Here is a 26,355-nt window from a genome sequence, read left to right on the forward strand (position 1 = left end):
GTTATGTTAGATATAGAGAAAACAGGTTGTACTGTGCAATATGCTAACCGCATAAGCGAATATAATTTCTAAGCTGATATTGTCTGGCTGTTGGGAGCTAAACAATATAAATATCGCCAGTTGCCAGAACGGTTATATAGACCAGGAGCGTTTCGGCTCCTGGTCTGTTTCGGACATATTATTAATCAGCCACTAATAGCGGACTAGGGATACCAGATGATGAAACAAACAGCCCTTTTACGGCACGGGTTGCAGCCACATGCAGTAACGCGCGCTCATTAAATAATGCATCACGCTGTTCAACGGGATCATCGGATGCTAATGCTTTTATTTCCGGCACAACGCCTTCGTTAATCCCCACCAGGAACACATACTGGAACTCAAGCCCTTTAATACGGTGCATCGTTGCAACTCGCACGCCTGGGCGTGCATCGCTGTCACCGCTATCATTGCCTAAATTAAATGTCTCAATTCCGGCGTCATTGAGTGCTGATGCGTAGCGGTCACAAGCATGTTTAGTACGCGCAGTAATGCAGATATCCTGAGAACGAACCTGATTCGCCAGCAATGCCTGAATTTGCTTGACGAGTGTTGCAGCCTCTTCTTTGAAATCTGCCGCATGCGTAATCATGGGCTTTTCCCCGTGCAGTAATGACAAATAATCATTACTGGTATCCGCTTCGCCATCGAGGTTATCAACCTTCACACCAGTTAACAGCCCAACAGCAAATTGACGCGTCTCTTCTGTGGTCCGATAGTTAATCTTCAATTTTTTACTGCGACGACCACGGACGTTAATACCACACTGACCAAGAACGACCTTATTGCGATAAATACGCTGATGCCCATCCCCGACAATAAACAGATCGTTGGGCGACTCGGGAACCAGGCTGCGAATAAGAGTAAATGCCGGGGCACCGATATCTTGAGCTTCATCGACGACAATACTGCTATAAGGTAGTTGGACCTGCTTTTCTTTAAACAGAACAATAGCCTCATGCATGGCATCGCCCATTTCGCGCAGTTTGGCACGCGCCATTTGTGCTCTGAATTCTTCGAAAACTGGCCAGATTTTCGCCCGTTGAATACGGGATAACGCTGTACCACGTCCAACCCGGCTGACTTTGAGGTATTCCTCCCGGGTGTAAACCGCATTTGGCTGGACAACGCGTTGCCACTCTTCAGCATAGAAATTGTCAGGTAGCCCCAGTTCGGCAGGTGCCTGCTGCAAGGCATAGTTCCAGCATTTACGTCGCCCTTCATCGCTGTCGTATACCACGCGGAAATCATAACCGTGGCGTTTTAGTTGGTCGCTCATCCAGGCATCAATGTTAACGACGTCAATACGCGCCATCTCTTCTCGCGTACACAACCGCTGGAGATTAGCGCGAATATCTGCCGCCAGGTTACGCGTAAAGGTCGTGAAAAGTACCTTCTTACCGGGTTTATCTACCAGACGCTGAGATAACCACCGCGCACGGTGCATTGCAACAACCGTTTTCCCTGTACCTGCACCGCCCAGTACTCGTACCGGACCATTAGCGGGCGACTCCACCAGTTTTCGCTGGCTCGGGTGCAGAAATACACGCCATTTTTCTAAAGGCGCATTAAGCATCTGCAATAGTTCCTGTTCATTTTCAACGACATGGAAGCGACGTTTACTTCGTTCAATCGCCTCCATAAAGTCGTTGGTATCAACAGGCTCATCACGATGATCGTTAAACTCTTCCAGCACTTCCTGGTAATCCAGCCCTTCTGCCAGCCAGTGCAGAGGTTCCCAGGCTTCTGCTGGCATTATGCTTTCAAGTTGATTAAGCCCGGCTTCATCGGTAAGCGCCATCACCTGATCAATAAAGACAGGCGGCACACCCAGGGCCAGAATCTGTTCCGCGCTGTAAGCTGCGAAGAGTTTCGGTTTATCAACCACCGTTTCCGCTGCCGGTTTGATATAGCTAATATCAATGACCTGAATCGCGCCAGTAACCGGGTGAATCGAACAATCATGCCGCCGCGCCCAGTCATATGCTTCGTCGTGTTTATCCACCCACATCAGCATATACAGAGCACCCTGTTCAGGTTTCAGAACAATGCCGCGATAAGTTTGATCGATTCGCACCGAATGGACATTTTTACTGCGCGCATCGTGGATCTTTTCATAGTTAAGTCCATTACTGGTCGGGTCCTGACGGAATTTGGAGATGAATTCCTGCACCTTTTTTTGCTGTGCTTTTGGGATCCGCGCGAATGCGCCCAGAAAACCATCAGAAAGTGCCACCTTGGGCGTTTGCACCGTCATTTGTCACCTCCGGACAGATGTTGCAATGTATTTTCGTCAATTGGCCCGAATGCAACGTGCCAACCCCTGGTTGTGAATAATGGAATAAATTCTTGATTATCAATAATCAATGCCCATTTTTGTGATGGCCAGGCGAGATCGGCTTCCGCAATAATTTCACCTTCATCATTTTGCAATTCGTAGCCGAGAGTCGGCGCAGAGAGAGAATGAGACTGAAGCAACGCGATCTCTTCAGCGCTTAATAAGCCAAACTCAATAATCTCAGCCCAACTTTCATCAGTCTCTGGTACTGCCTCTGGCGTTGCCGTAACTTTAACGTCAACGCTTTCCTGCGGTAAATGTACGGCTTTACGGCTGGTAAAGGTCATATCCGGCAGGAACTGTAACAGGTTTACCAGTCGCCAGAAGCCATTGAGTCCCGCTTCATAACCGTCATCCTGCGTATAGCGATCGTCAAAACAGATATGCAAACGCAGCCAGCTGCGCATTTGTGCGACACTGGTCGTCGGTTTAATGGCTTGTTGTGGCAACACCGAAGCCAGCTCAATAAATTGCTGCGATGAGTTACAGCTATCGAGTAAACCACCAAAGACAAACGGTTCGTCTGGCAAAAGCTCTGCTAGCCGCCAGTCTGGCGCGTTTTCCTGCATTTCATAGGCATACTTTTGTTTCGTTCCCGCGTCCTGTGACTTCTTCACATCCAACCACACCCAGGCATGTGCAGCAGCCATTTTCTGCCATAACTGCGTTCTTCCTCCCGGCTCGGCGAGATAATCCAGCAGCAGTGCAAAACTGTTGCGTTCCCGGAACGACGCTTCAAGGGCCGCAAAGTTGGTATCGTGAAACAGGTTATAAAACTTAGGCTGTTTCATATCCGGGTTATGCCCAAGCCCCAGGACATCCTGAACATGTTTAAGCCCAGGCTCTTTGAGATCGGCCCACGTGACTGTCCACACCCAGAAATTACCGCTATCCCGAATCGCCTGGCGTTTTTGCACATCCTCTGCGACGCTATTTTTGTGAAACGCAAAGCCATCAAGGAAAATAGCTACCGGTTTAATGGCATCAGACTGCATAAGCGGATATAGCACGTAATCCGGGCGACAAGGGATCCCCACAGCCTCTTTAGCGCCTAAATCCACCTGAGCTTTAAGATGCCAGCTCATCATCGGTTCGCTGCGGGTGTTAATAATCCACCCAGCGCCCTGATGCGCGTAACTGCGACTGACAATCAGGTTTTTATTTTCTTGCAGGCAGCTAATAAACCGTTTTTCCAGCTCACTGCCCATCATGGCTTCGAGGGAAATGTTTTTGATGGAATCAATTACCCGTATCGAATCTCTTGCCTGCAAAATTTTCGCCAGCAAGAGACGCGCCTGATCGCGGGAGACATACTTCATGCGCCCACGGTCACGGTAAGCGTAAACGCAACGATAACAACCATCTTTATGCGTATCATGGTTGCAACTGCATTCCACTATCGCCTGATAGGCCAGTTCAAGTAATTTCAGCAAATTGTCGGGAGTGCGCATCAGCTCTTTAAGAGAACCAGTCCCCCCCGGGACGGTATCGTAAATCACCAGATACTGCCGCCAGGATTCGCCTTCATTTTCCGGCTCGCGGTACACAACGCCTTTCAGGTGATCGACATTCCCCTTGAAGTAATGTTTAAGGCCGAGCTGGATCGCCGCCCCAAGAGAAGCCTCCACGACACGGTCATTACTGTAACTGCTTACCGGGAGCAGAATTCGCAACGCTTCTGACTCCAGCTGGCGATAGAGATAGAGATAATCTTCGAACTTCGCCTTTTCCGGTTCCGTGCGATATTTGCAGCTCAAATCATGACGTGGTTCATGATCGCGAGGACGCTGTACCATGCCGCACCCCAGGCAAACTTTAAACCCGGTTCGCTTCTTCGCTTCTCCGGCAATCATCAACTCATTGGCATCATCCGCCATTTTGCCGAAGTTGATATCCCGCAGGGTGACTTTGCTTAAAAATTCAAAACCAAACGGAACTTCGCCTTCCTCAATCGCGTATGCCGCCGATACATCTTCTTTTTCGAAACTAACCAATAGCTGACGCTGGAAGAAAGCAGGTTCACGGCTGTCGCTCTCGTCGCTGATCTGGCTATCACGTGCGCTGGCGCGGGCATACACCTGGCGAAGTTTCAGCAGCGTGGTTTTTTGTCCGGCGTCGGCCCACCCCGGTGTGCCACATTTCGGGCAATATTTATGCTGGTCGCCCGTCTGGTCGATATTTTCGCTGTAGTTACAGTGGCTACAGATACGCCAGTTCTCCGGCTCAGAGACCTTCAGGTCTATCTGCTCAATTTCAACTTTATGCCCACCGGCATAGAAATTATTCAGCGGAGCCAGCTCAGCCAGCGCCGTTGATGCCGGGCGTTCATATTCGAAAGTGGTGTTTTGATATTCACGCGCTTCCCCGCCTTCTTTACGCCGCCAGAGCACAGAACGTAACGTAATACCGGCTTCCGGGAAGGCGTAGTTAGGCAGCAGACCTTCATCCGTGAGGAAATTCAGCGTCTGCTTATTGTTGATTTGATTGACTAGCGCCATCAGCGCCTGCCGTTCTGAAGTTAACTCGCGCATATCGCTGTCAAAGTTTTGATCGCGCGGCGCGTTCTCCAGCTTATCGATACTGCGCTTGAGTTTATCGATGCGTGAACGCAGAGATTTGCGATCTTCCACCAGCAGTTTTAACGCCTCTTCGATACGCTGCACCAGAGAGCGTTGTCCTGGCGCGCCCTGAAGATAAGACAACAACTGTTGGCGAGTTTCTGCGGCAAGATCGGGGAAGATCGCCGTAAATTGTGCAGCAATCTCCGCATGATGCTGTTCGATATATCTCAGTAAGTTATACGGAAAACCCGATTTACGCCCGAACTCCAGCTCATCCAGCATCTGTTTGACGTTTTTACAGATAGCGGATTCTGGTACACCGGTTTTCACCCAGTTATCCATACAAAAAGCTGCCAGCTGGCGTTCGAGAATAGCCGTTGCATTGAGGAAGACGCCAGGAGCCTGCACCTGGCCCTGCATCATCTCCAGCGGTTCTTCAAAGAAAAACTGATCGTGCGGGTTCCCTTCTGCCACGGTAATGTTTAACGCGTTACCATCTTTACGACCGGCGCGACCAATACGCTGCAAGTAGTTGGCCTGAGCAGGTGGGACAGAACAGAGTAAAACGGTGGAAAGATCCCCAACGTCAATACCCATCTCCAGCGTCGGTGTTGCCGACAACAGGTTGATATTCCACGGTTGGTTGCCACGGTAGAACGATTTTTCGGTGGCTTCGCGATCTTCACGGCTAAGCAGCCCCGTGTGTTCTGCGCCCTGCACGCGCGCGATGTCCATGTTCTCCCAACGCCAGGTCGCCATATTGTCGACTTCCTGGTAACGACCTTCACAACGTAAAGAGAGACAAGGCGCATTACGCCACTGCCAGCCTTGATCGGCCGGAGCCCGGACAACCTCACGGCAACATGAGCAATTAAGCTGAACGACGTCACGGCTCACCACCAGCGCCGAAGGCACCAGTCCCCAGGCTTCACGCCCTTTGGTGTCAAAATCTTTTACTACTCCGGCTATTTTCAACGCCGTAAACAGGCGTCGTAACACTGTTTCCGCAACGCTACTGATAAACAGATTATTGCCGTTACTCAGCGTGCGATTGATCCAATGCTGATACCAACTGGGGTTAGACTTCGCGCCAATCAGGCGATGGAAACCATTAATTTTTTCAAACGACGCATAAGCCGGTTTACGCGTTTTCGGACCGATAGAAGGCATATAGCGCGATGTACGCTCTTTTTGCGTCATCATAAAGGTCGTGCCATCACGGCGATAACTTTCGAACGCCGGATGCATAACGGCCCCGGCCTGGCGTTGATACCAGATAACCCCCAGCGCCAGGTGCGCTACCTGCTCGACGCTCACACCGGACATCTCATCACCCAGCTCTTCACAAAGCTGTTGATGCAGGGCGGTAATTGCCGGATTAAAGCGTTCTTTATCCACTCCGGCAACGGCATAACCGGTGGCTTCCAGCGTACGTCCGATACGCGCGCGCAGGGTAAATTCGCTGTACACCTCCCAGTCGAGGCGCAGGGAAACCAGCTCCGGCAGATCGGAGTTCTCCGCCAGTTTGCCTTCATTTTTCAGTGTCTGATAATCATTCAGCCACTGCATATTTGGTGCGATGAAGTTCGCTGCAAAATGAGCATCGTCCGGTGAACGTTCACGCGTTTGTTGGCAAACACGCGCCGCGAACGCATCCAGCGGTAATGTCTCTTTTTCGCCAAGAACACTGGCGATTTGCCCACGAATCATCAGCGGCCAGGTTCGGGCAGTAAAAAAGCTGGCACGATGCGCGGCGTCTTGTACCGAGTCAGAAAACGTAATCAGCTTTTTATGTTCGTTGAACTGGCTGCCATAAAGCTGGTGAATCATCACCGCCGACAAACTGGCAGCCCGTGACCCCAGAATCGAAATCCCCTGTTTGCTGTTGCAGTACGGGCATTCATTAGCAAACTCCAGCTCGTCCTTACGCTCTTTGAGCATATCCGGGATCAGTACCTGCAACAGTTCCGTATGACCGCAATGTCCACACTGGACGCTGGACTGTCGGTTCAGTTTCAGACAGGTAGGGCACAGTTTCTGGTGTGCGCCACTGACCGCTTTTTCGTTGTTATCCGGGAAAGCAAGGACGATGGAGCGCCCTTTTTCAAAGAACTGGCGATAAATGCCGTCGAGGTCTGTTTCCAGCTGAACGCTTTGCCCATGACGCAGGCTGGCCCAGCCAGTTGCGTGGCAGTCACGGCAGTGGATAACCGGCAAATAGTGTTCGCGGTCTTCCACCGCCACATCATCGGCAAACACCAGTCTCGGCGTTTTCGCCACGCTGGCGACCAGACGACGCATCTCACGAAGCCACAACTGGGAGCGCAGTTGCACAAACGGCAGCACCGGGCGCGCTTTCTTCGCCTGGAGACGTTTTTGCCGATCGTGTTCCATTTCCGGTACTTCGAGACGTGCCTGTGCGATCAGCGCCAGAATGCTTTGCAGCACGCGTCGGGCATGGTCGGCGCTTTCTGCCAGCATAACCTGGAGATTTTCCAGACACTCTCGTTCAGAGAGGATCCCGCCTTGCAGATCATGGAGTAAGACATGCATCACGCTGTGGCGGCGTAACAGTGACCCCAGCGCAATACGCTTTTCACGCCCGTCGTCGCTCTCCAGATCGTCCGGGAGTTGCAAGTCGCTGTCGGGGAACCACAAAGGGATTTGCCCGTTAAGATACGCTACCGGGGTAGCGTAACTCTGCGGGTCCAGGGCCGAAGCGACCTCCTGCCCCGGATACTGACTGTACGCAATGGCGTAATCCTGCAAGTACTCCGCTGCCGTGTAGCGATCTTCGCGAATAACGGCGTCATCGGTAAACGGCTGGTCAAAGATTGTTTTTGCGTAATCGAGCAGTTGCCCCAGTTCGTCGCCGACGGTCGCTGATGTCCCGACACAGGCGAATCGTTGGTTATCCACACCTATGTGATGCTTCAGACGTCGCACCAGACAGGCCAGATCCGACCCTTGCGCGCCATCAAACGTATGCAATTCATCCACGACCAGGTAGCGCAATGAACCGGGCTGGTTGTAACGCCAGAGCGGCTGATCGCCAGGGCGCATCAGCAGGTAGTCGAGCATTTTGTAGTTGGTCAACAGGATGTCCGGCGGGCTTTCGCGCAGCGTGTGCTTGCAGGTAATGACCTTTTCTGCCGACATTTTTTTGCTGGGTTCGATTTCGCTGTCGCCGACAAACAGGCCGACGGTCACCTTGCCATGCAGTTGTGGATCGCTGGCGATGGTTTTGGCGAAACGGCTGGCCTGATCGGTTGCCAGGGCGTTCATCGGGTAGATGATAATCGCTTTAACCCCGGCTTGTGACGCGCCCGCGCAGTGGTTGAGCAGCGGGAACATAAAACATTCTGTTTTACCGGAGCCGGTACCGGTAGCGACCAGTGTCGGCTGTGGCGCGTCGCTTCCCAGACGCTGAAATGCCCGGGCCTGATGCGCGTGCGGCGGGAACGGCAGCGTCAGATTAGGGAAAAAATTCAGCGGTAAGTCACTTTTACGAAACGGCAACTGGGCGGAAAGGTATGGTCCTTTCAGCAGCGTTTCCGGCTGGGCCAGAAATTGCTCCAGCATTGAGACATTATCGTTATTCTCACCGTTAAACAGCGGGCTGTTTAGCGGGAACGCCGCCCGTAAAAAGGCGGCAACGCTGTCGGCGACCTGCCGACTGACAACGGACGGCAACATCAGGCGCTCTCCTTATCTTGTGCAAAGAACGCCCAGGCCACTTTGTAGTCGTCTTCGCGATCCGGCTTGATAAACGGTGCCTGCCAGGTGACGGTACGGCGCTCGCCTTCGTCGCTGCGGGTATAGTCATCAAAGGTGACGCTGACGGTACCGGTTTGCAAATGTTTGACATCATCCCAACCGATGGCTTGATCGGTGCAGTCACCGCCGGTCCACTCCGGGCTGTCGACGTTAAAGACAAAGCCGTTTTTCAGGTCAGCTTTACGCGCGGTGCGAGGCAAGCCAACGCCCACCAACCCTTTGCTTGGGGTAAAGATGATGCGGCCGTTTTGGTCGTACCAGGTGTCCGCTTCGTACTGACGCATCACCGGGAACTGTACACGGTAAATGGTAAGCAGCTCTTCGAGGGTTAACCCCAGCGCCTGTGCCACCAGAACGTCGATTTCCACCAGCGCCTGACGACGACTGTAGTCGGAGCGTAAGGCACAGTTACGCTGCCACTCTGGGGTCAGATTGGCGAAGAAATCTTGTGGGAGCTGCGGGAGATCGCGGCTCCAGCGTTGGGTATTGAAGTCTGGGGTGTAGCAGGATTGCCAAAGGCCAGCATATACATCATTTACAGAATTTAATGATAATACTAAGCAGTATAATAATGCCTTTTGTCTCGGATTGAATAATACGTATGAGAAACCATCAAGCATCTGATGTAAGTTTGCCTTGCCAGTAGATTTACAAATAAAATCAAAAGGTAAAGAAAAACACATACCTGAATGTTCGAGTAACTGATTCTGTGAGCTATAGCAGTAAGAACGTACTGCGTTCATGTGACTTATTTCTGGCGGATAAATAGCACTAATTAGTGTACGTTCCCCCGATTGAGCCAACATGGCTCTGATAGCTAAGCGATAATAATCTGTTACCTTCTTCGGTTCATCTTCAGCCAGTTCAGTCCATGTAACGCATGGAGTACGTTTGGCATACTCCTGTGCATCACAGGCTGGAATATAGTTAGTGCGCGGCAAATAGTCGTCGGGCAGAGTTAGCAAGTCTAGGTTATCGTATGCTTTATTCGTGTCACAAACCGCTCTAGGCGTATTGTAGAAAGGATTGCCAACAAAAAAATGAGGGCCAGACAAAACCCATTGTGATGCTTCTTCCGGGAACTGTGTATGTCGCTCAATTGTACCATCGCTTTGCTGATTAGTTTCATGCCACATTTCTAGAGAATAATATTGCCCCTGCAAATCACCTAATCGCCTAGGTTGTTTCGCAAACTTTTCAAGTACTGTAACTAATTGTGTAGCATGCAACGCAGGAAGACGGGCTTCCTGGGCAGGAGTTCCGACAACATCATAAAGACGCGCAAAAAGACCCAACTGTTTTAAATTTATAGGCACGACTCGATCGAAATGTCCCTGGAAATTCCATTTAACTTTTACTTTGCCATCGATTTCAGTTTCTTCTTTTATCCCCGGGACAATGCCTTCCCCTTTATGTTCAAAACACGCGTCAATAGTTTGAGGAATAAATAAATTTGCTATATTTGAGAATGCCACTATCTGAGAATAGGGGCCATATACATTGATGCTAAATCTAGTGTGATTATCTACTTCAGCAAATATTTTAACTTCATTGGCAAATTGAAAATGCGCCCTCAACCTCGGGTACACTGCCGCACGCAACTGCCCACCTTTCGGGTCATCATAAATCCCTTCCGGGTGCAGGAAGCCTGCCACGCCTTTCTCTGCCCCTAAGCGCCATGCCTGCGGCAGGAAGCATTTATACAAGTTGGTCTGCACCCCGCGCAGTACCGGGTAGTTTTGCTGCGCATTGAGGAAGTTTTGCATCCCTTCACAGCCTTCATACTCGCTGCGCCAGGCCGCTTCCAGCGCTGGGATCTGGTTAAAGGTATCAACACGCAACGTTGCCAGCTTCGATGCACTCAGCTTACGCAGCACAAATTCCGGCTCGTAATCACCCAGCACGCCCGCTTCCTGCCATTCCACTTTTAGCCACGGCGGGTTTCCGAGCATCAGGTCAAAACCGCCGCGCTCGGCAAACAAGTCGCAGAACTCCAGATCCCAGTGGAAGAAACGGTGCTGCTTTCTCAGGGCATCGACAATCGCCAGACGCGGCAAATGGCGGAACAGCACATCGGTTTTCAGACGACCAGCAACGGAAAACAGCGAAGACTCTTCTCGCAGCAGGCCTTCTTCGGCAAACAGATCGCCAGTGGTGTGATCCGCAACTTCAGTGACTTTTTCCGTGATTACAATCCCGTCGAGCAGGGTTTCAATCTCAAACAACCAGGTACCGCGATCCGGTAGCTCATCAGCTTTGTCGATCGGCCAGAACCACAGCGCGCACCAGTAGTCCATCACCCAACGCAGCTTCTGGTAGGCGCTGTTATCTTCAAGACGACCGCTAAAGGTTTCATCTTTACTGCTCAGCGAAGAACGTGTCTGCTCGCTGTTTTCTGCCGGCCACACCGGGTAGCTGTCGGCGGTTTTCAGACGTTCTGCTTTAAGTTGCTGGCGATAGGTGTTCCACAGTGCTTCCACCTTTTCGCTGATACGCTGCACATCAGCAATCTCATGCCCGGCAAAGCTTTTAATAAACTCTTTGCGCCAGCTGTCCAGCGCTTTGAAGTCATCCGGATAACGCTGCTTAACAGTTTTATCGCTGTAATTAGCCATACCGCCGTCGGGCAGCAGGAAGTGGAAAATCTGCGTCTCTTCACGCGGCGTGTTCATCGCCAGTTCGACCGGCTCGCTGTTAAGCCAGCTCGGATCTTTGACTTTTTTGTAGGTCAGTTCGCTCTTGTTGAACACCTGACGGCGCGCGCCCACCAGCGAGTTACCGCAGTGCAGCTGGTAACCAAACCACGGTACAAAGGCATCGCCACTGATGGCGTTCAGCCACAGTGACACTTCCGCCAGCTCCACCGCCACCGGGTTTAAGTCCACGCCGAAAACGTTGTTGTCGGCAATGTACATTTTCACCCGCTGTAACTCCTGGGTGTAACGATCCTGCGGAATACGTCGACCTTCCGCCTGCTGTTTGTGGAACAGATACGCTTCCGCCAGCTGGTTGATGGCTTCGTTAAGGAACGCCGCGCTGCCCATCGCCGGTTCGCACACGGTGAGGTTTAAGATGGCATCAGCTTTGGCGTGCGGATCGCTAATGGGATCAATCTGCTCCTTAAACAACTCTTTCAGGGCATATTTAACCAGTGAGCGGGTCAGCACTTCCGGGGTGTAATAAGAGGCAGATTTCTCACGGTCGCGTCCGGCCATACGGTAGATAAAACTGCCTTTGCGGTGAATGCGCAGGCTGCCGTCTTTCTCGTAGACCTTCTCGTCTTCGTGGTATTTGCCAATCTCATCCTTACTGACGAAGTAACCCGTCTCCAGCTCGTTAAACTCTTCTCCGGCTTTCTTCACCTCGTAGAGATCTTCGCTGGCGAAGAATCCGCGATAGGAGAGCAGTGCCTCATACACCGCACCCAACTGGTTGATACCCAACTGGCGATAAGAAATACGTCCGCGGCGGTTAAAGCGCTCTTTGCCCGGGCGGCTTAACGACATCGCCTGGATAATCTGTTGCAGGGTTTCGTTACGGAATACCACGCGGTTAAGAATGCGCGTGTTGTTGGCATCAAACAGATGACTTTCCAGACGCGGGACGCTGAACTGATGACTATGGATGGTGATCCGGTCGCCGCTCTCCAGGTCACTCTGCATTTTCACGCCGCCGTTGTAGCCTTCGCGCACCAGTTTAAACAGCATATTCAGGCTGTCGTGGAAGTAGCGCCCGTTGCGATCTTCTTCGCTGGTCAGCGGGATCATCTCCAGATCGCGCAACGTTTCCAGGCTGTAACCTTGCAGATAGGTTTTGGCGGTCATCGGCGCATAACCCAGCTCCGGGCGCGCTTCAATGTAGAACAGGAACAGCAGGCGGTACATGTAACGCAGACATTCGCGGCTCAGTTCATCCGGGTCCACCGCACGGTTACCGGTATAGTTTGCCAGGCCACGGTCGATCAGGTAATGCATCGCTTCGTTGCCCAGCAGCTCAATGCTTTCGCGCAGGGCATATTTCAGATCTTCCGACACGCCAAACGCATGTTTGTGCGAATTGTCATCCAGCGAGTCAAGATAAGGTGCCCCACTGCCCGGCAGCAGAGAATCTTTATGTAGCAACACCGCCGTCGCTTTCAGCGTATCCGTTTCACGACGACTTAAAATCTCTTCAAAATCAAAACGCAGCAGACGGTTTTGCGCCCACTTAGTACGGTCCAGCAGCAATAGCTGACGGTTACCGAGCAATAGCACAAAACGCGGAGGTTCATTTTGGGTGAAGACCGCCGTAGAGAGCAGATCTTGCCAGCTGCGATATTCACCGTTGGCTTTTTTGCGCAGGCTGTCGCGCTTATGTTTGTCGGTATCCGCCGGGAATTGCGCGGTCAGTAAAGAGAGCGCCAGCGGATCCAGCGTTCCCTCTTCCTGATCGTGTGCTTCGACAATCCACAGCCACGGGCTACCGTCAGTGCTGTTGTAACGCGCCAGTACCGGCAGCGGTGTATCGTCATCCAGCATTTGGATCTGCGGCGTAATTTCGTAACCCAGCGCCTTTAACAATGGCTGCCAGCGATTACGTTGATCGGCCAGACGTTGCGGGATCTGACGCTGTTTTTCGTGCTCGGCAAGTTTGCGGAAAAACTCAGTCGCCAGACTGTTAAACTGGTTCCACGGAGCGCGGTATCCCGGCTCTACGTCTTTGCCCTGTTCACGAGCGGCACGCTCCGCTTCACGCGCTGCATTTTCCTGGGCTATCCAGGGTTCCAGCACATCGCGGATATCACTGGTGAAAACCTCACCCAAATAGTGGTTAGAGTAAAATTCGTTTTCGTTATTAATACCGACCAGCGCCATGATTAACCCTCCGCTCCGGTGATAACAGCAATTACCTGAATGTAGGGTTCTTTTTCAGTCGTCATGGTGTCCTCAATCCATTCAATATAGCTGTCAAAATTGTGTTCGATTTCGCGTTGTCTCTGCTCTTTACGGCTCTGCTTAACTGACAATTGCTGTTTGTTATCGGCAAAATCCAGCTCAAGTTGGCTCAACTGCCGCCCACGCAAAACGTCCAGCTTTTGCAGATGCTCATTCAGTTGCTGGTTAATGTGCGTTTCAAACGCATTCCGATCATGGATGAATACCTCCCGGGCATGAGCAATAGCCGCTTCCAGTAAATCCTGCTGGCGCTGGTGATTACGATCTTTACCGCCGCTGTTAGTCAGCTTGTTACTCAACTGCGGATGACGTTGTAAAAACTCAGCAAATGGCTGACTGCCGATTAGCGATTCACGGTTAAAGCTCACCACTATCCACGGGTTCACCATCGGATGTGATTTACGGTTCGGGAATAACCCGGAAAGAATGAAGTGATCTTCATCGGGTTCAAGCAGGTATGGCAGACGGATAACCGGTGCCTGATGACGACCAAAAGCCGAAGAGATTTTATCGTCCAGCCACTGCACTACCGGGTTGATTTGCCAGAGATACTGCACATCGGGCCAGGCATGTTGCTCACCGCGAGCGCGTGCAATCGCGTCGGTGATGACGGTTTTATCCTGACTTAAATAGAGCTGCCAGTTCTCCGGGGCGATTTCAGGCGGTAGCTGGTTGAAGCGGCGGCGTAACTCCTCCGGTGCCACCAGCGACAAGGTATTATCAGGCAAGGTTTCATACTGGATAGTTTGACCACTGGCTTTCAGGTAACCCAATGCTCTTTCGCAGTACGCCTGTTCGCTGGCAAACAAGCTGGTGTCTGTTTCGGTAACCATTGAGGCATCGCTGGAAACCGCACTGCATATTTCGCCAAACAGATCATGTTCGGCGCTTTCCGAGACGTTGCTGTTCAGCAGTTGATCAAACAGGCTGGCACCATCATCCTGCATCATGAACTCTGCAACCTGCTCTTCTTCCTCTTCCTGGGTAAATTTGCCGGTAAACTCCGAACTGTCCCCAATGTTCTTCTGCGCCTGTTCGTCTTTGTTGATCAACACTTCCAGTACGCGCATATCGCCATTGATCTGCGGTTCGCTGGCCTCGGTAAGCAGATAGCGGATTTGAGGCTGATGTTTTTGCCCATAGCGGTCAATACGCCCGTTACGTTGCTGGAATACCATCAACGACCACGGAATATCAAAGTGAATCATTTTGTGGCTAAGGTGATGCAGGTTGATCCCTTCAGATGCCACATCCGAACAAACCAGAAGACGCAACGGCGACTGCGTTTTACCAAAGGCTTCTACGGTTTCCATCAACACCGTATCGCCCTGATCGCCGCGCAGCGTGGCGATCTGATCATCTTTCAATTTCAGATCCGCTCGCAGTTGCTGTTCGAGGAACTCCAGCGTTTTAATGCTTTCGGTGAAGATCACCAGGCGATCTTCCGTGTTATTGGCTTTCCAGGCGAGGTCTTTTCGGATGGTGTCGAGCAGCAACTGGTATTTGCTAAACTGGCTGGCATCAATGTTATTCAGCGCCAACAGCAATGACTCCAGTTCGTTGATCTGGCTCTGGCTATTATGATCTTTACGGCTCTCAAGACGCTTCAGACGATTAGCCACTACGCTGGCACACGCCATCGGGCTGGAAAATAGCGCTTTTTCGAGGGTTATCTTGAACAGACGACCTTTGTTAGACTGGGCCTGTTCATCGTCATCATCACGGAACTGACTCTCAACCAGGCGACGGTATGCTTCTTCTTCGGCACCGGATGCCAGGCGAGTCAGTTTGACAATATTGCGCTCGGGGAACTCGCCAGACATCTGATCTTTCACGTCTTTTTTGAAGCGACGGACAACCAGATTTTTATCGGCAAAGTCGGCGTATTCATACTCTTTCGGGTTGGCGATCGCCGTCGGGTCAAGCATGTTCATCAGGCTGGCAAAACTTTCAGCTTTACCATCATGCGGCGTTGCTGAAAGCATAATCAGCGTATCGCTGCGCCCGGCGAGCAGTTTTGCCAGTTTACTGCGTAACGAACTGGTTCCACGTTCTGCGACGTTATGGGCCTCATCAATGACAATAATATCCCACCAGGCATTTTCCAGATGGTGACGATATTCAATATCTTGTTTCAGCGTATCGATGGAGATAATGGTCTTGTCAAAATAGTGGAACGGGTTGTGGTTGGTAGGGATGCGGTTACGCACTTTTTGTAAACCAGCAGAATCCAGGCGGGTCAATGGGATCGCAAAACGGCTCCAGAACTCCTTCTGGAATTGTGTCAGCATCGATTTAACCGCCAGAACCAGAATACGTTTTCCGCGCCCACGACGGATCAGTTCCGAAACCAGAATACCCGCTTCCAGCGTTTTACCCAGACCGACAGCGTCGGCAATGAGTATCCGCTGACGCGGTTGTGCCAGCGCCATCCGCGTAGGATCGAGCTGAAACGGCATGGAATCCATCGCCGCCAGATGTCCAAAATGGACTTTACTGTCTGTCGGTACGCGTTGGCGTAACTGACTTTCAATATACAACTGTGCCGCCTGATAATTGGCGGATTCATCTTCCACCAAATGCGTTTTTGCGGGATCAAGGATCTCTACTTTTTGTTCCAGTTTGGTCAGAAATAACCCTTCTTTACCGCGCACCAGCTCTGAAATACCATCGCAGGTCAGCAAATACCCACCATCACCACTGTCATCCGCCCGGCGAATACGCCATTCGGCATCACGAATAACCACCCGCATACCAGGTGCATAATTTTGCTTATTCATCGGTTTTTCTGTCTATTTGGGGCAGTGGCGGTAACGTCATCCTGAAAAATGTGGCGCGGCACACTGCGATAAAAAAGAGGGCCTTAAAGATATCATGAAGGCCCCCGGCAAAGTGACAAAATGGGAGGGAATGCGCATAAATTGCGCATGATTTTCAAACAAAAATTATTAAAAAGTGAGCTGGGTCAACTCCCCTGGAAGATATCCCCAGGGGAGCAATTATTTATCCAGCGATAACATAACTCCTAAGGTCATTACCCGGGGCAACAGCTCGCGCTCGCGTGTTTGCCAGCCGTTCAACTTGCTGCGGTACTCGCAGAGCAAAATCAAAGAAGGTGTCTTCAATACAGCGCCAGTAGCTAAGCCCCATGTCGAGCAGGACATAATGCTGACTGCCATCGCTGAAGGTGACTGTCAGTTCTCGTCCATGCTCCGTACTCTGGTTATCCCCCGTTAACCAGCTAATTGCTCCCGGCCACGCAGGCCCCAGATATCCTTCTTCAAGTAAAGTGGTCACAACCTGCTGACGATCTTCCTCATTAAGCCACGCGTTATAGAGAGCGTCGTGTTGGCGAGAGTTGTAATCCAATTTTTTGACGCAAACAGTGAGGCTGGCACGTTCCGCCATTCCCTGTTCAACCAGCTCAGTTAAGATTTCACCTAACAAACGCGCCGTGAATGGGCTATTAAGATAACGATCGCTGTACTCAACATGCGTTATCTCTTTGTGGCGGGTAAATGCCTGCTTCCAGCCAGCGTGCTGTTGCGTGACTAACGACCAGAAACGCGAACCAAACCCTTCCAGCGGCCCGTCCAGTTGCTCGCAGAGGTTGATGCGCACCGCCCCGGTGGGTAAGGCGGGCAGTAAATCTTCTGCACTTAAGGTCTGACCCGAGAAGGTTTTTCCGGACGTTCCTTTAAGTGTCACTACTGGTGAGGACGCACTTTGTCCCCATAATTCACCAGGTGCAACGGTAGCGCTGTCGTCTGCGGCCCACTGTTGGCTTTGCCCTTCGCGAGTCACCTGCGCAAGCCAGCGCCCCTTTCCTTGCATGAGTTGCGCAGTGGCAATGGATTTCACTTGTAAGCGCCCTCCCGGCATCGCCGCCAACGCGGAAAGCTGATGTCTGGAGCTATCAGTTAAGTTTGCCAACGGCGTGGCCACCAGCAACTCAACATGCCCACCGGAGGAGGCAAACTGGAGCAACTCTTTAAATAATGGCCATTGGGCAAAATCCCACTGTTCCTGCGGCCCCGCAAGAACCAGCGAGCAGGAGTCATAAATCTCGCTGTTCAGGCATTGCGCAATACGTAAACTCAGCGGGTTAGTTTCAACCCGGCTACCATCGCCGAAGTACTGATATTCTGGCGCGAGGTTAAGTCGCTGCAACCGTACATTGGTAAGCAGGGTTAATGCATGGTGACGATCTAATCTGTTGACATAATGCTGACTGTCGTAGCTGAGCAAGCAGTGGTGACAGAATTTATCGCAACTGCAATCGAGCAATTTTCTGGCGTAATTAAAGACATCAGCCCAATGGTCGATCAATTGCACTGCATAACCTGCACCACCCGCATTATTGTCGTAAATGAAGATGGAATATCCGGTATAGCCATTGATATCGCGCGCTTGCTGCGTCGTCACGCCCAGCTCAGTATTTTCGATACCCAATTTATGCGCTAACCCTTCACGCAAAGCGACCGCAAGGGATCGCGCGGCAACCTCATCACGGATCAACAGGCCATTATCATCATTGAGTTGCAGCTCAACCATATCTGTACGACTGCTATACCCCAACCACAGATCTTTATGCACATGACCGTGGCACAATTTATTGCTCCCCTGACGATCGTTACTGCCCCCTCGCAACAGGTAATGCGTATTTTCCCGCTCTGGGTTCTTTAGATTTTCAGGGGTACGCTGGGGTTGAGTTTGAGATTCTGCCCGACCACATGAGAGGCAAATTGCGTAGCCGTGCCCAAATTCCCCTTCACTGAAGTGGAACAATTCCCCACTATGGCTAAAACGGTAACGTCCTAGCCCAGCATCGGGTAAAGAAACCCACACCGAAGACGGTACAAGAACACGTGGATCTTTCCAGGGAAGTTGTGCAGGCATGGATACATCATTATGTGCCTGATAACGAATATCTGTCGCAAAACCAACAGGCTGTAAATAACGCTTCACATCAAGTTGCTGTATATCCGCTTTGCAGTGACTACATTCGACAGGATGGGTAGCACTGGTTGCCCCCGCACCACATTTACGGCAATGCCAGAACCACGGAATATGATGATCGCCTGACAGCTCCTGCCCGCTGGCAAGTACCTTGCCAAGCATAATGCCCGAGGAACGATATACTTTTCCGCCCAATACCACATCTGCACCAGGCGCATACTCGCGTAATGCTGTAGGTAGATCACGGCTGGGCAATTTTTCAATACGACGAGAAAAGCTTTCTCCCCCTTCATTAGGGTCAGCCTGAGTAGCTTTTATTGCGCGACGTTTTTCCAGCTCATCTGCCGTCAGATAATTGAAATTGACGACACCAACCGGGAAACCATGCCCCGGCAGGAACGCTTCACTAATGAGTTTAGAAAACAGATATGCACCGCGATAATCACGAAGCTGATAAGCGATGGCTTTACCTGCTGGCGTTTCTTCCCACGCGCTGTTATCCGCTTTCAACGCTTCGATATTTTCCAACAGTATCGCAAGTTGGCTTCTCCAGCGGATATCAACCTGCTGCATCATTGCTTGTGTGCGGGTCAAGAGCTGGGTTGCCGTCAATGACATCAGGACGGTTCCCTGAGTAAGGCGTTTAAGTTTATCCGCTAGCTGATCGGCCTGGTTATTTAACCAATGGAGAAAACGAAGACACTGGCTCTCATCACCTTCAAAGAACCATTTGCAACTCAGTTTTGTCGCATCAGGAACTTCAGCTCGTAAAAACAGACCTAAAACCAGGGCATTAACATGTCGTTGAACAATACTGCTGCTCCCAAAACGAACCCGTGGCGCACTGGCAGTAGTGTTGAACGCCCAGAGGGGGTCTTTGAATACCTCCATTCCATGCGCCGTGTTTTTACATAACGTAATGGCAGCAGATGCACTCTCTCCACGTCGACCCGCGCGGCCTGCACGCTGCAAATAATTTGCCGGAGCTGGAGGAACGTTGTTCATTGCCACCAAACTCATACCACCAATGTCCACCCCCATCTCCATGGTCGTGGAGCAGTTCAGCACATTAACTTTGCCTGACTTAAATTGTTTTTCATTAAACTGGTTCTGCTCAGGCGTTCTCTGCGCAGAGTGTTCCTCCAGACGATACCAGCTATCTTTCAGGGCCAGTCGGTCGCTGCGAGTAGACCATAATCCTTCCTCGCGGGCATGTTGAATCAGCGCATTACTTTCCAGCCACTCCAGACGTTCTTCTCGGGCGATTTCTCCACCACCAGACAAACGCCAGTGACGTACAGGAAGCTCAGGCATTTCAATCAACACTGCTTTTTCAGGTGCAATTTCTTTGCTACCCGGCAAATACGGAGAGTATCCCAGTAACGTGACGTCTAACGCACGTCGAGTATAGGGGCAACGCCACACTTGCTTTGGACTGTAAAATTCAGCTTGTTGTTTAATATCCAGCTGATAACCCGACTCAAACTGACGTAAGCAGGGTCGAATTGCATCCCAGACCTCAATCATTAAGTGGTTAACTAACGATTTCCAGTGAGCCTGCTCAGGTTGTATTGCCGGAAAGACTGCAATTAATAGCTTAATGACCCGGTTATAATGGCGATCGCGTATTTGTGGCCAAAGTTGATCACGTTTCTGCCCTTTGTTTTTTTTATCTGGACCCTGCAGCATTTTTACCGGGAAACGAGCCCCCATCCAGCGAGGGTATTGCTCGTTTTCGTAAAAAACGGCACTGTTTTCACGTATAAAGAAATCAAGAGTAATCTTCAATAAATTACGCCATTCCGCTAATTGCTTATCGGGATCGGGTAATAATGTCTTCCAGTCCTGCGGGCAGGTTGTAACTTTATCAATAAATGGATAGTGAATGGCTACCAGACCCAGACTTTCGAGGGTCCAGGCATTTTTAGGGCGGCGACCAAACTCACTGTATAAACAAAAATCTGCAAACTGTTGTTTAGTAAGATCAAGCCCAGACAATTCTTTAAAACTGCCTCTCATTCTATCGGCAAGGTCCACACTGCCAACCAGCTGTTCAGACAGTGTTTGCCATGACATGGTTTTCTTCTGCTGATTGCCAGAGTTAGCCTGGAGTATTTGCATCGCTTCAGCATGATCCGGGCTTAAGGAACTCACCATCGGCTCGATAATTTTAAGTGCCTGAATGTCCGCCGGGCTAAGCTCTTCATTAGCAACCATCGCTTTTTTCAGCGCGTCAATAGAGTTTTTTAAAGGAAGGATAGAAAACTGGGCAATAAAACTCTCTAACAATGCGCAGTGTGCCGGGCTGAGCTTTGCTGATGGCTCATTAATATTGGCCAGCTCCTGGTAGCAAAGAGCTCGCAACGTCGCTTTATCGGCATCCTGCTGTAAGCGGGCAGAAATGCGGGCAGTGCCCTGACGTGAATCCGTAAAGGTGAGCAGACGTCGACCATTAAACGGTCCTAACTGCTCTTCTCTTGTCTGCGGTAATGGTGAAAACTCCAGCAGAGTAGGAATAATTTCATTTAAAAAAAAGGGCGCGCCAAGTCGAAGCGGACGGAATAAAGGATTATTTTTTCGTTGGGTGTCACCACAGCAAACACAAGCAAAGGAATTATTACGTCCCTCACCTCGAGATTCCGGTCTTAACAGGTTTATTTCATAGTGCTTTTGCGCTTCACTATCAATTTTCCCCGCCGTCGTTTCTTCCAGTGAAATGATATATTTTTCACCATCGCTCGCAATCAGACGATCAAATTGAGAGTTATTGTCTAATTCGTCGTTGTCTTCATCTTCAGAATAAACATCTACATCAAGAGCAAACTCATCCACTTCGGCAGCGGCGGGTTGCGCTACCAACCAGTTCGTTCCATCACCGCGCATCTCCTCTTTGGCAGACAAATAAGCTGAACCACACCCGGAGCAACGTAAAACTTCAAATACCGGCGCACCACAGTCACAATATTGGCGCTGCTCAAACCATACCTGACCAAATGGCCAGTCACTCTGATTTAATTCATGTGCTTTATGTGAGCATTGTTTGTTTGAACATGCCCATAGACCCGCCAGTGTTCTGATAAATCCATGCATACGTAATGGCGTAAAAGCCAGTTCACCTTCTCGCGATCTTGCCATTAGATCGAGGAGTTGCAGTAGCTCACGGTGATTAATATCTGGCCAGGTTCTTCTGGCAACATTGAGCAACTCACTCAAACGTACTGCCTGCCGTCCGGGATGAGTTAACGCCTGACGCAATTGCTGGGCCACACGGTAATGACAAAGCTGTTGGTAAAGATCCTGAGGGCTCAGAGATTTAAGAGAAGTTAAAGATGTGGGGTATTCATGACGAATCAGCGACTCCGATACCCGCGGTATTTGTCGATAACCGCGAACCACTTTGACATCACGTTCTGTAACGCCCGCGAGATCAGCGACAAATTTAGCAAGCTCCTTATTACCTTCAGGAGAGTCTTCACCAATAGTGGCAGAGGTCGCGATAATCTGCACAGGTTTATCTGTGCCGGGTCCAACATTGAAAGCCTGCATAACACGACGTAAAAGCAGCGCTAACTCAGCAGCCTGAGAACCAATATAACTATGGGCTTCATCCAGGACGATATACTTTAACATCCCCTGAGACTTTTCGATGATTGGGGCATCTTTACGACGAATCAGCATATATTCCAGCATGGTGGTATTCGTCACCATGATGGAAGGTGGTGCTTCGTAAATGGCTTCCCGACTCAAAGCTTGTTCAGGTACTTTCAACTGATCTTCCTGAATTTCGTATTTGGTATGCCGGGTTTCGCCATTATATAGCGCGAAGCGTATTTTCCCCTTAAATCCGCGCGTCCATTCGCGAAGCCGCTCCTGTTGACTGTTAATTAATGCATTTAACGGATACAAGAAAATAGCTTGTGTCCCTGTTAGTGACTGGCGGGTCGATTTTTGCTGACGAATAAGATCTTCCAGAACCGGTACCATAAAGCATTCTGTTTTCCCGGATCCCGTACCGCTGCTCACTAACAAGGATTTTTTGTCTTCCAGAATTGTTCGCCACGCAGTGAGTTGATGACGAAATGGCACTGGCGCTTTGCTCAATGCATCAACCAGCGGGCTGGAGATCAGCTTGTCCCGCAAATCCTCCATTGTTTCATCCGCAGGCATCCAGCCGAATGTACTTTCGAATACCGGGTCTGCAAGCAGTGACCCCTCCTGACCGGGAGGCTGAAAATATTGTGATTCCAGATAATGAGTCAACGACTTGCTCCGCAATGCCAACTGACTTACCACCGACCTCACCGCACGCTGATGAAGCTGATTTAGAAGTGGCGCATAATGCAGTTGCTGAACGTCCATCAATGACATACTCCTGCTTGTTCAAAATAATATTGATAGATTACCCCTAATTGCTGTGGGGCTTGCTGATAGTGAAATTCAAAAAGCGCAGACAGTTGATGTATCAGGTTATTATCTTTTTGGGTTAACAGCGCTGCGACTAACATCAAATTAAAACGTTTTTCAAGCCGTGAGTGATATTTATCTTCAATCCAAAGCTTATTAAAAACAGATTTTAACTCTGGAGTAATAGCACTAGACCAAAGTTCTTTAGGGAAGATACTGATACGCCCAAAGCTGTCGGGGTTCCTTAATAGCATCTGTTTAGCTTCATTAAACTGCTCACGACTAACAGTTGGCAATACATCACAACCGGTTGGTAGGCTCTCACTATATGTAAGTAACATATTCGCAATGGGAGCCAGCCGACGATCGATATGTGCACGATGGTTCATAAAAGCAATAAAGGGTTGCAATATATGTAATGCTAATGTTTTATCGTTAATCTGTTTTTCCAGATAAGTCCAACATTTTTGGAAAACATCTTTCCAGATTGAAACGGGAATCCATCCCCATGAAAAGGGTAATTCTTCCTGTATATCATAAATCGTATCGCTATCACCAGAAAGACATGATGATATTAACAATTGAACAACCACGCGGTAATTACTCGAAATACCTCTGAACAAGTCCAGATCCAGCAAGGATAAGCCATTATTCATTTTGTACTTCTTAATATACTCTGTTAATAAACAGCAATAATTTTGCAATGGGTTGTTATCTATTTCAAAAATTAGCTCATTAAAATTTTTTTTGCGCTGTTCTGGGTCTGCTTCGCATAGAGCATTTAGTAATAAATCATTTGTCTGCAATACAGGTAGCATCCATTTAATTACTGGTGCAATGCGAGCTGTACCATCAAGTTTTCCCACAATTAACCATGGACTATCCTGAACATTCAGAGCTGAAAGATCATAAGCAAATTCATCTTTTTTTAGCAATGATTTGTGTAAGCCAGGATCCTTAAGAGAAATAGCATCAACAACCAGTTCGTCTATTCTATTTGCAGGAAAAACAACAGAATTTTTTATATCAACCAGCAACCCTTGATCGTGTTCAATAAAACTACCATCGTAGCGTTTAATATTGAGTGTTGCTTTATCCTTTCCAAATCTGTCAGAGTAAAAATCAACACATAATGTACTATTGCTGTTCCATGCACATGCCAGCATAGCATTTAGCAAATTATAGTTCTCATAAAGTGAAATTTGTTGTAATTTGTCATTGCGTCCTGATAAAAGAGGAAGGTCGGCATGTAAATAACGGAATTTTTCAGCTACTGGATTTTCATCCAATAACTCGATATTAAGATATCCTCTTCCAGCACATGATATGGTTAATAACTCAGCATCTATTCCATGCAAATGTGCTATAGATGCCACACCATCAAAATGAACAGAACCATCATTAGTTACAAATCGGCCACCGCTAACCGGCTTAGGTAATAATAGTTTAAGATTAGAACCATCTTTCCAGGAGACCCGTAAATCAACGGTATTTTCCAGCATCTGCGATGAATTATAATAAATAGCACACTCGTTTTGTGAATAATCGGACTTAAGTGTTACTTTTTCATTGTTTGAATATTTATCAACTCTAGTATCCGTTATACCAGAAAGCATAATAATGCCTTGCTGAGCACTCTCAGGTATAATATTAATATCGAAGTCTGCTGGTAAAACTACAACTTTACCGCTAAATAAAACCTCATCATTAACTATTCGCCGGACTTCTATCTGTCCTTTTGGCATTTCTGATGCGACAGAATACCAGGCATTGTTACCTGAACGAATGGAACGCCAAAAAAGTTCTTTCTCCGGTACAATGCCATATTGCAGATCCTTTTTCCAACCGATCTTCGGCCAGGCTCGATGGACAGGATAATCCGATTTAACCAGTTCAACTTCTGTCGATTTAATATAATATTCAATCGCAGAATCATAAAGTTGCTGGGTGCGAATTGTACAAACTGCACCATCATGTAAAACAACGCTAAATACTCCACTTATTTTAGTTAAGCTGCGTTCACTGTTTTTCAGCAACCTTGGGATATCAAACTCACCTTCTCCACTAATATCTAAATGGCTATTTTTCGGTAGCGAAATAAACAGAGCATTTAGCCTGGAACTCACAGACCCCATACCGACAAGTTTTAGCTGCGATTCACTCTCATTCATCGCTTCAAAAACCCAGGGGAGTTCTTCAGTAAGTTCATAACCGCCTTTTGGAATTGTGTGGCCTAACAGAATTGGACCTTCATGAAGCGACAACGAGATTTCGGCCATTGCATCTGCACCAGAGAGCTTTTGCATCGCAATAGGTAATAACTCGACCCGCCAATCTTGCTGCTCATAACGGCTTAGCATTGCCAACCTTGCCCCGCCATTTCTCCATTTTCCTGAAATGATGAGTCGGGTCTGCTCCGGCTGAATATGGCATTCAAACAAAGAGGTTAACTGTTCTGTACGCATTGTGGCCGGGAATCGGAACCGGGCATCACAATACCAACTGTCATCAACATCGACCCAGATTCTTTCAACCTGAAGACTACTTGCACTGCGTATTTCAGAAGATTGAGAAAGTAATCGCCTTACAATCTCTGCAGCATTCGCTTCGGGGAGAACGAGTGGAAGTTGAAGATGCCAGTCTGGAGAGAGCTTACGTAATGCAGAAACGGGATCACTGCTTTGAGGTGGATGCTCACTAAGTAATCGGCAGAGAGTCTCGCAGAATTCACCGGCTATTTCATAGACCAGTTCGTTTTGCATTGTGACAGGAATCGTATCGCCTAATTCTTGTGCAATTTTAGCGGCAGGATATTGAGATGCTTGCCCACGAAGCGCCTGATATATCCTTCTGAAATAGGTAATCAAATAACCGCTCTCATTTTCAATCATGCGGATAGGTAAACCACCTTCACAAGCCAGTGTATGCAGATAACCCGAAGCTTGCCCCAGGTTTCTTATCTTTCTTTTCCAGTAGCGAATGCCATCATTAACCAGCTTCTGTCGATGAACATACGGAACTTTCCAGTCAATAGAATCTAAAATTGTGTCCCATTTAGGGTGTCCGACCGTATGAGTCCGGCGGATAAACTCTGCGGCATATATGCTAAATAGAACATCGCTATAGGAAATGAATATCGTTCTTGGATAACTACGAGGGGCATATGTACGCAGTAGTTCTGCCAAACTTTCGTACTCTGTATCAGTACAACGGTAAGCATATAACGCCCGTCCATCAGCTCCGGATAATGAACGGCGACTAAAAAACATGTTAAGCCATTGCAAAAGTGGGTTAACTGGAGTTTTCACAAGCAACCTGCCTTCCTTTGATACAATTCGTAACA

The 26,355-nt window shown here is 49.3% G+C and carries 6 protein-coding genes; all 6 read right to left on the reverse strand.

Annotated features, from left to right (window positions below; all coding sequences use genetic code 11):
- Positions 1-181: 181 nt before the first annotated feature.
- The 6 genes from BGE37_RS13895 to BGE37_RS13920 all read right to left on the reverse strand — a co-directional run bounded on the left by BGE37_RS13895 (position 182) and on the right by BGE37_RS13920 (position 26,326).
- On the reverse strand, positions 182-2,296 hold the full coding sequence (locus BGE37_RS13895) for a UvrD-helicase domain-containing protein (protein WP_103253448.1): 2,115 nt from the start codon (positions 2,294-2,296) through the stop codon (positions 182-184).
- Positions 2,293-8,634: a DEAD/DEAH box helicase gene (locus BGE37_RS13900; protein WP_105288114.1), complete on the reverse strand. Its 6,342-nt coding sequence runs from the start codon at positions 8,632-8,634 to the stop codon at positions 2,293-2,295. Before BGE37_RS13900 ends, BGE37_RS13895 begins: the two co-directional genes overlap by 4 nt.
- Positions 8,634-13,568 carry a class I SAM-dependent DNA methyltransferase gene (locus BGE37_RS13905; RefSeq protein WP_105288115.1) on the reverse strand — a complete coding sequence of 1,645 codons (4,935 nt, stop codon included), beginning with the start codon at positions 13,566-13,568 and terminating at the stop codon, positions 8,634-8,636. Before BGE37_RS13905 ends, BGE37_RS13900 begins: the two co-directional genes overlap by 1 nt.
- 2 nt (positions 13,569-13,570) lie before the next feature.
- Entirely contained in the window at positions 13,571-16,429 is a 2,859-nt protein-coding gene (locus BGE37_RS13910; RefSeq protein ID WP_001041505.1) for a DEAD/DEAH box helicase, read from the reverse strand.
- Between the two features lie 223 nt (positions 16,430-16,652).
- Entirely contained in the window at positions 16,653-22,967 is a 6,315-nt protein-coding gene (locus BGE37_RS13915; RefSeq protein ID WP_105288116.1) for a DEAD/DEAH box helicase, read from the reverse strand.
- On the reverse strand, positions 22,967-26,326 hold the full coding sequence (locus BGE37_RS13920) for an STY4851/ECs_5259 family protein (RefSeq protein WP_123057332.1): 3,360 nt from the start codon (positions 26,324-26,326) through the stop codon (positions 22,967-22,969). The genes BGE37_RS13915 and BGE37_RS13920 overlap by 1 nt, the downstream gene beginning before the upstream one ends.
- Positions 26,327-26,355 lie beyond the last annotated feature (29 nt).

The sequence above is a fragment of the Escherichia sp. MOD1-EC6300 genome, from assembly GCF_002965045.1.
GTDB lineage: Bacteria > Pseudomonadota > Gammaproteobacteria > Enterobacterales > Enterobacteriaceae > Escherichia > Escherichia coli_F.

Bases quoted from the DNA above. Each gene is read 5' to 3' on its own strand.
- BGE37_RS13895 (WP_103253448.1), bottom strand. From the start codon at position 2,296: ATGACGGTGCAAACGCCCAAGGTGGCACTTTCTGATGGTTTTCTGGGC.
- BGE37_RS13900 (WP_105288114.1), bottom strand. From the start codon at position 8,634: ATGTTGCCGTCCGTTGTCAGTCGGCAGGTCGCCGACAGCGTTGCCGCC.
- BGE37_RS13905 (WP_105288115.1), bottom strand. From the start codon at position 13,568: ATGGCGCTGGTCGGTATTAATAACGAAAACGAATTTTACTCTAACCAC.
- BGE37_RS13910 (WP_001041505.1), bottom strand. From the start codon at position 16,429: ATGAATAAGCAAAATTATGCACCTGGTATGCGGGTGGTTATTCGTGAT.
- BGE37_RS13915 (WP_105288116.1), bottom strand. From the start codon at position 22,967: ATGGACGTTCAGCAACTGCATTATGCGCCACTTCTAAATCAGCTTCAT.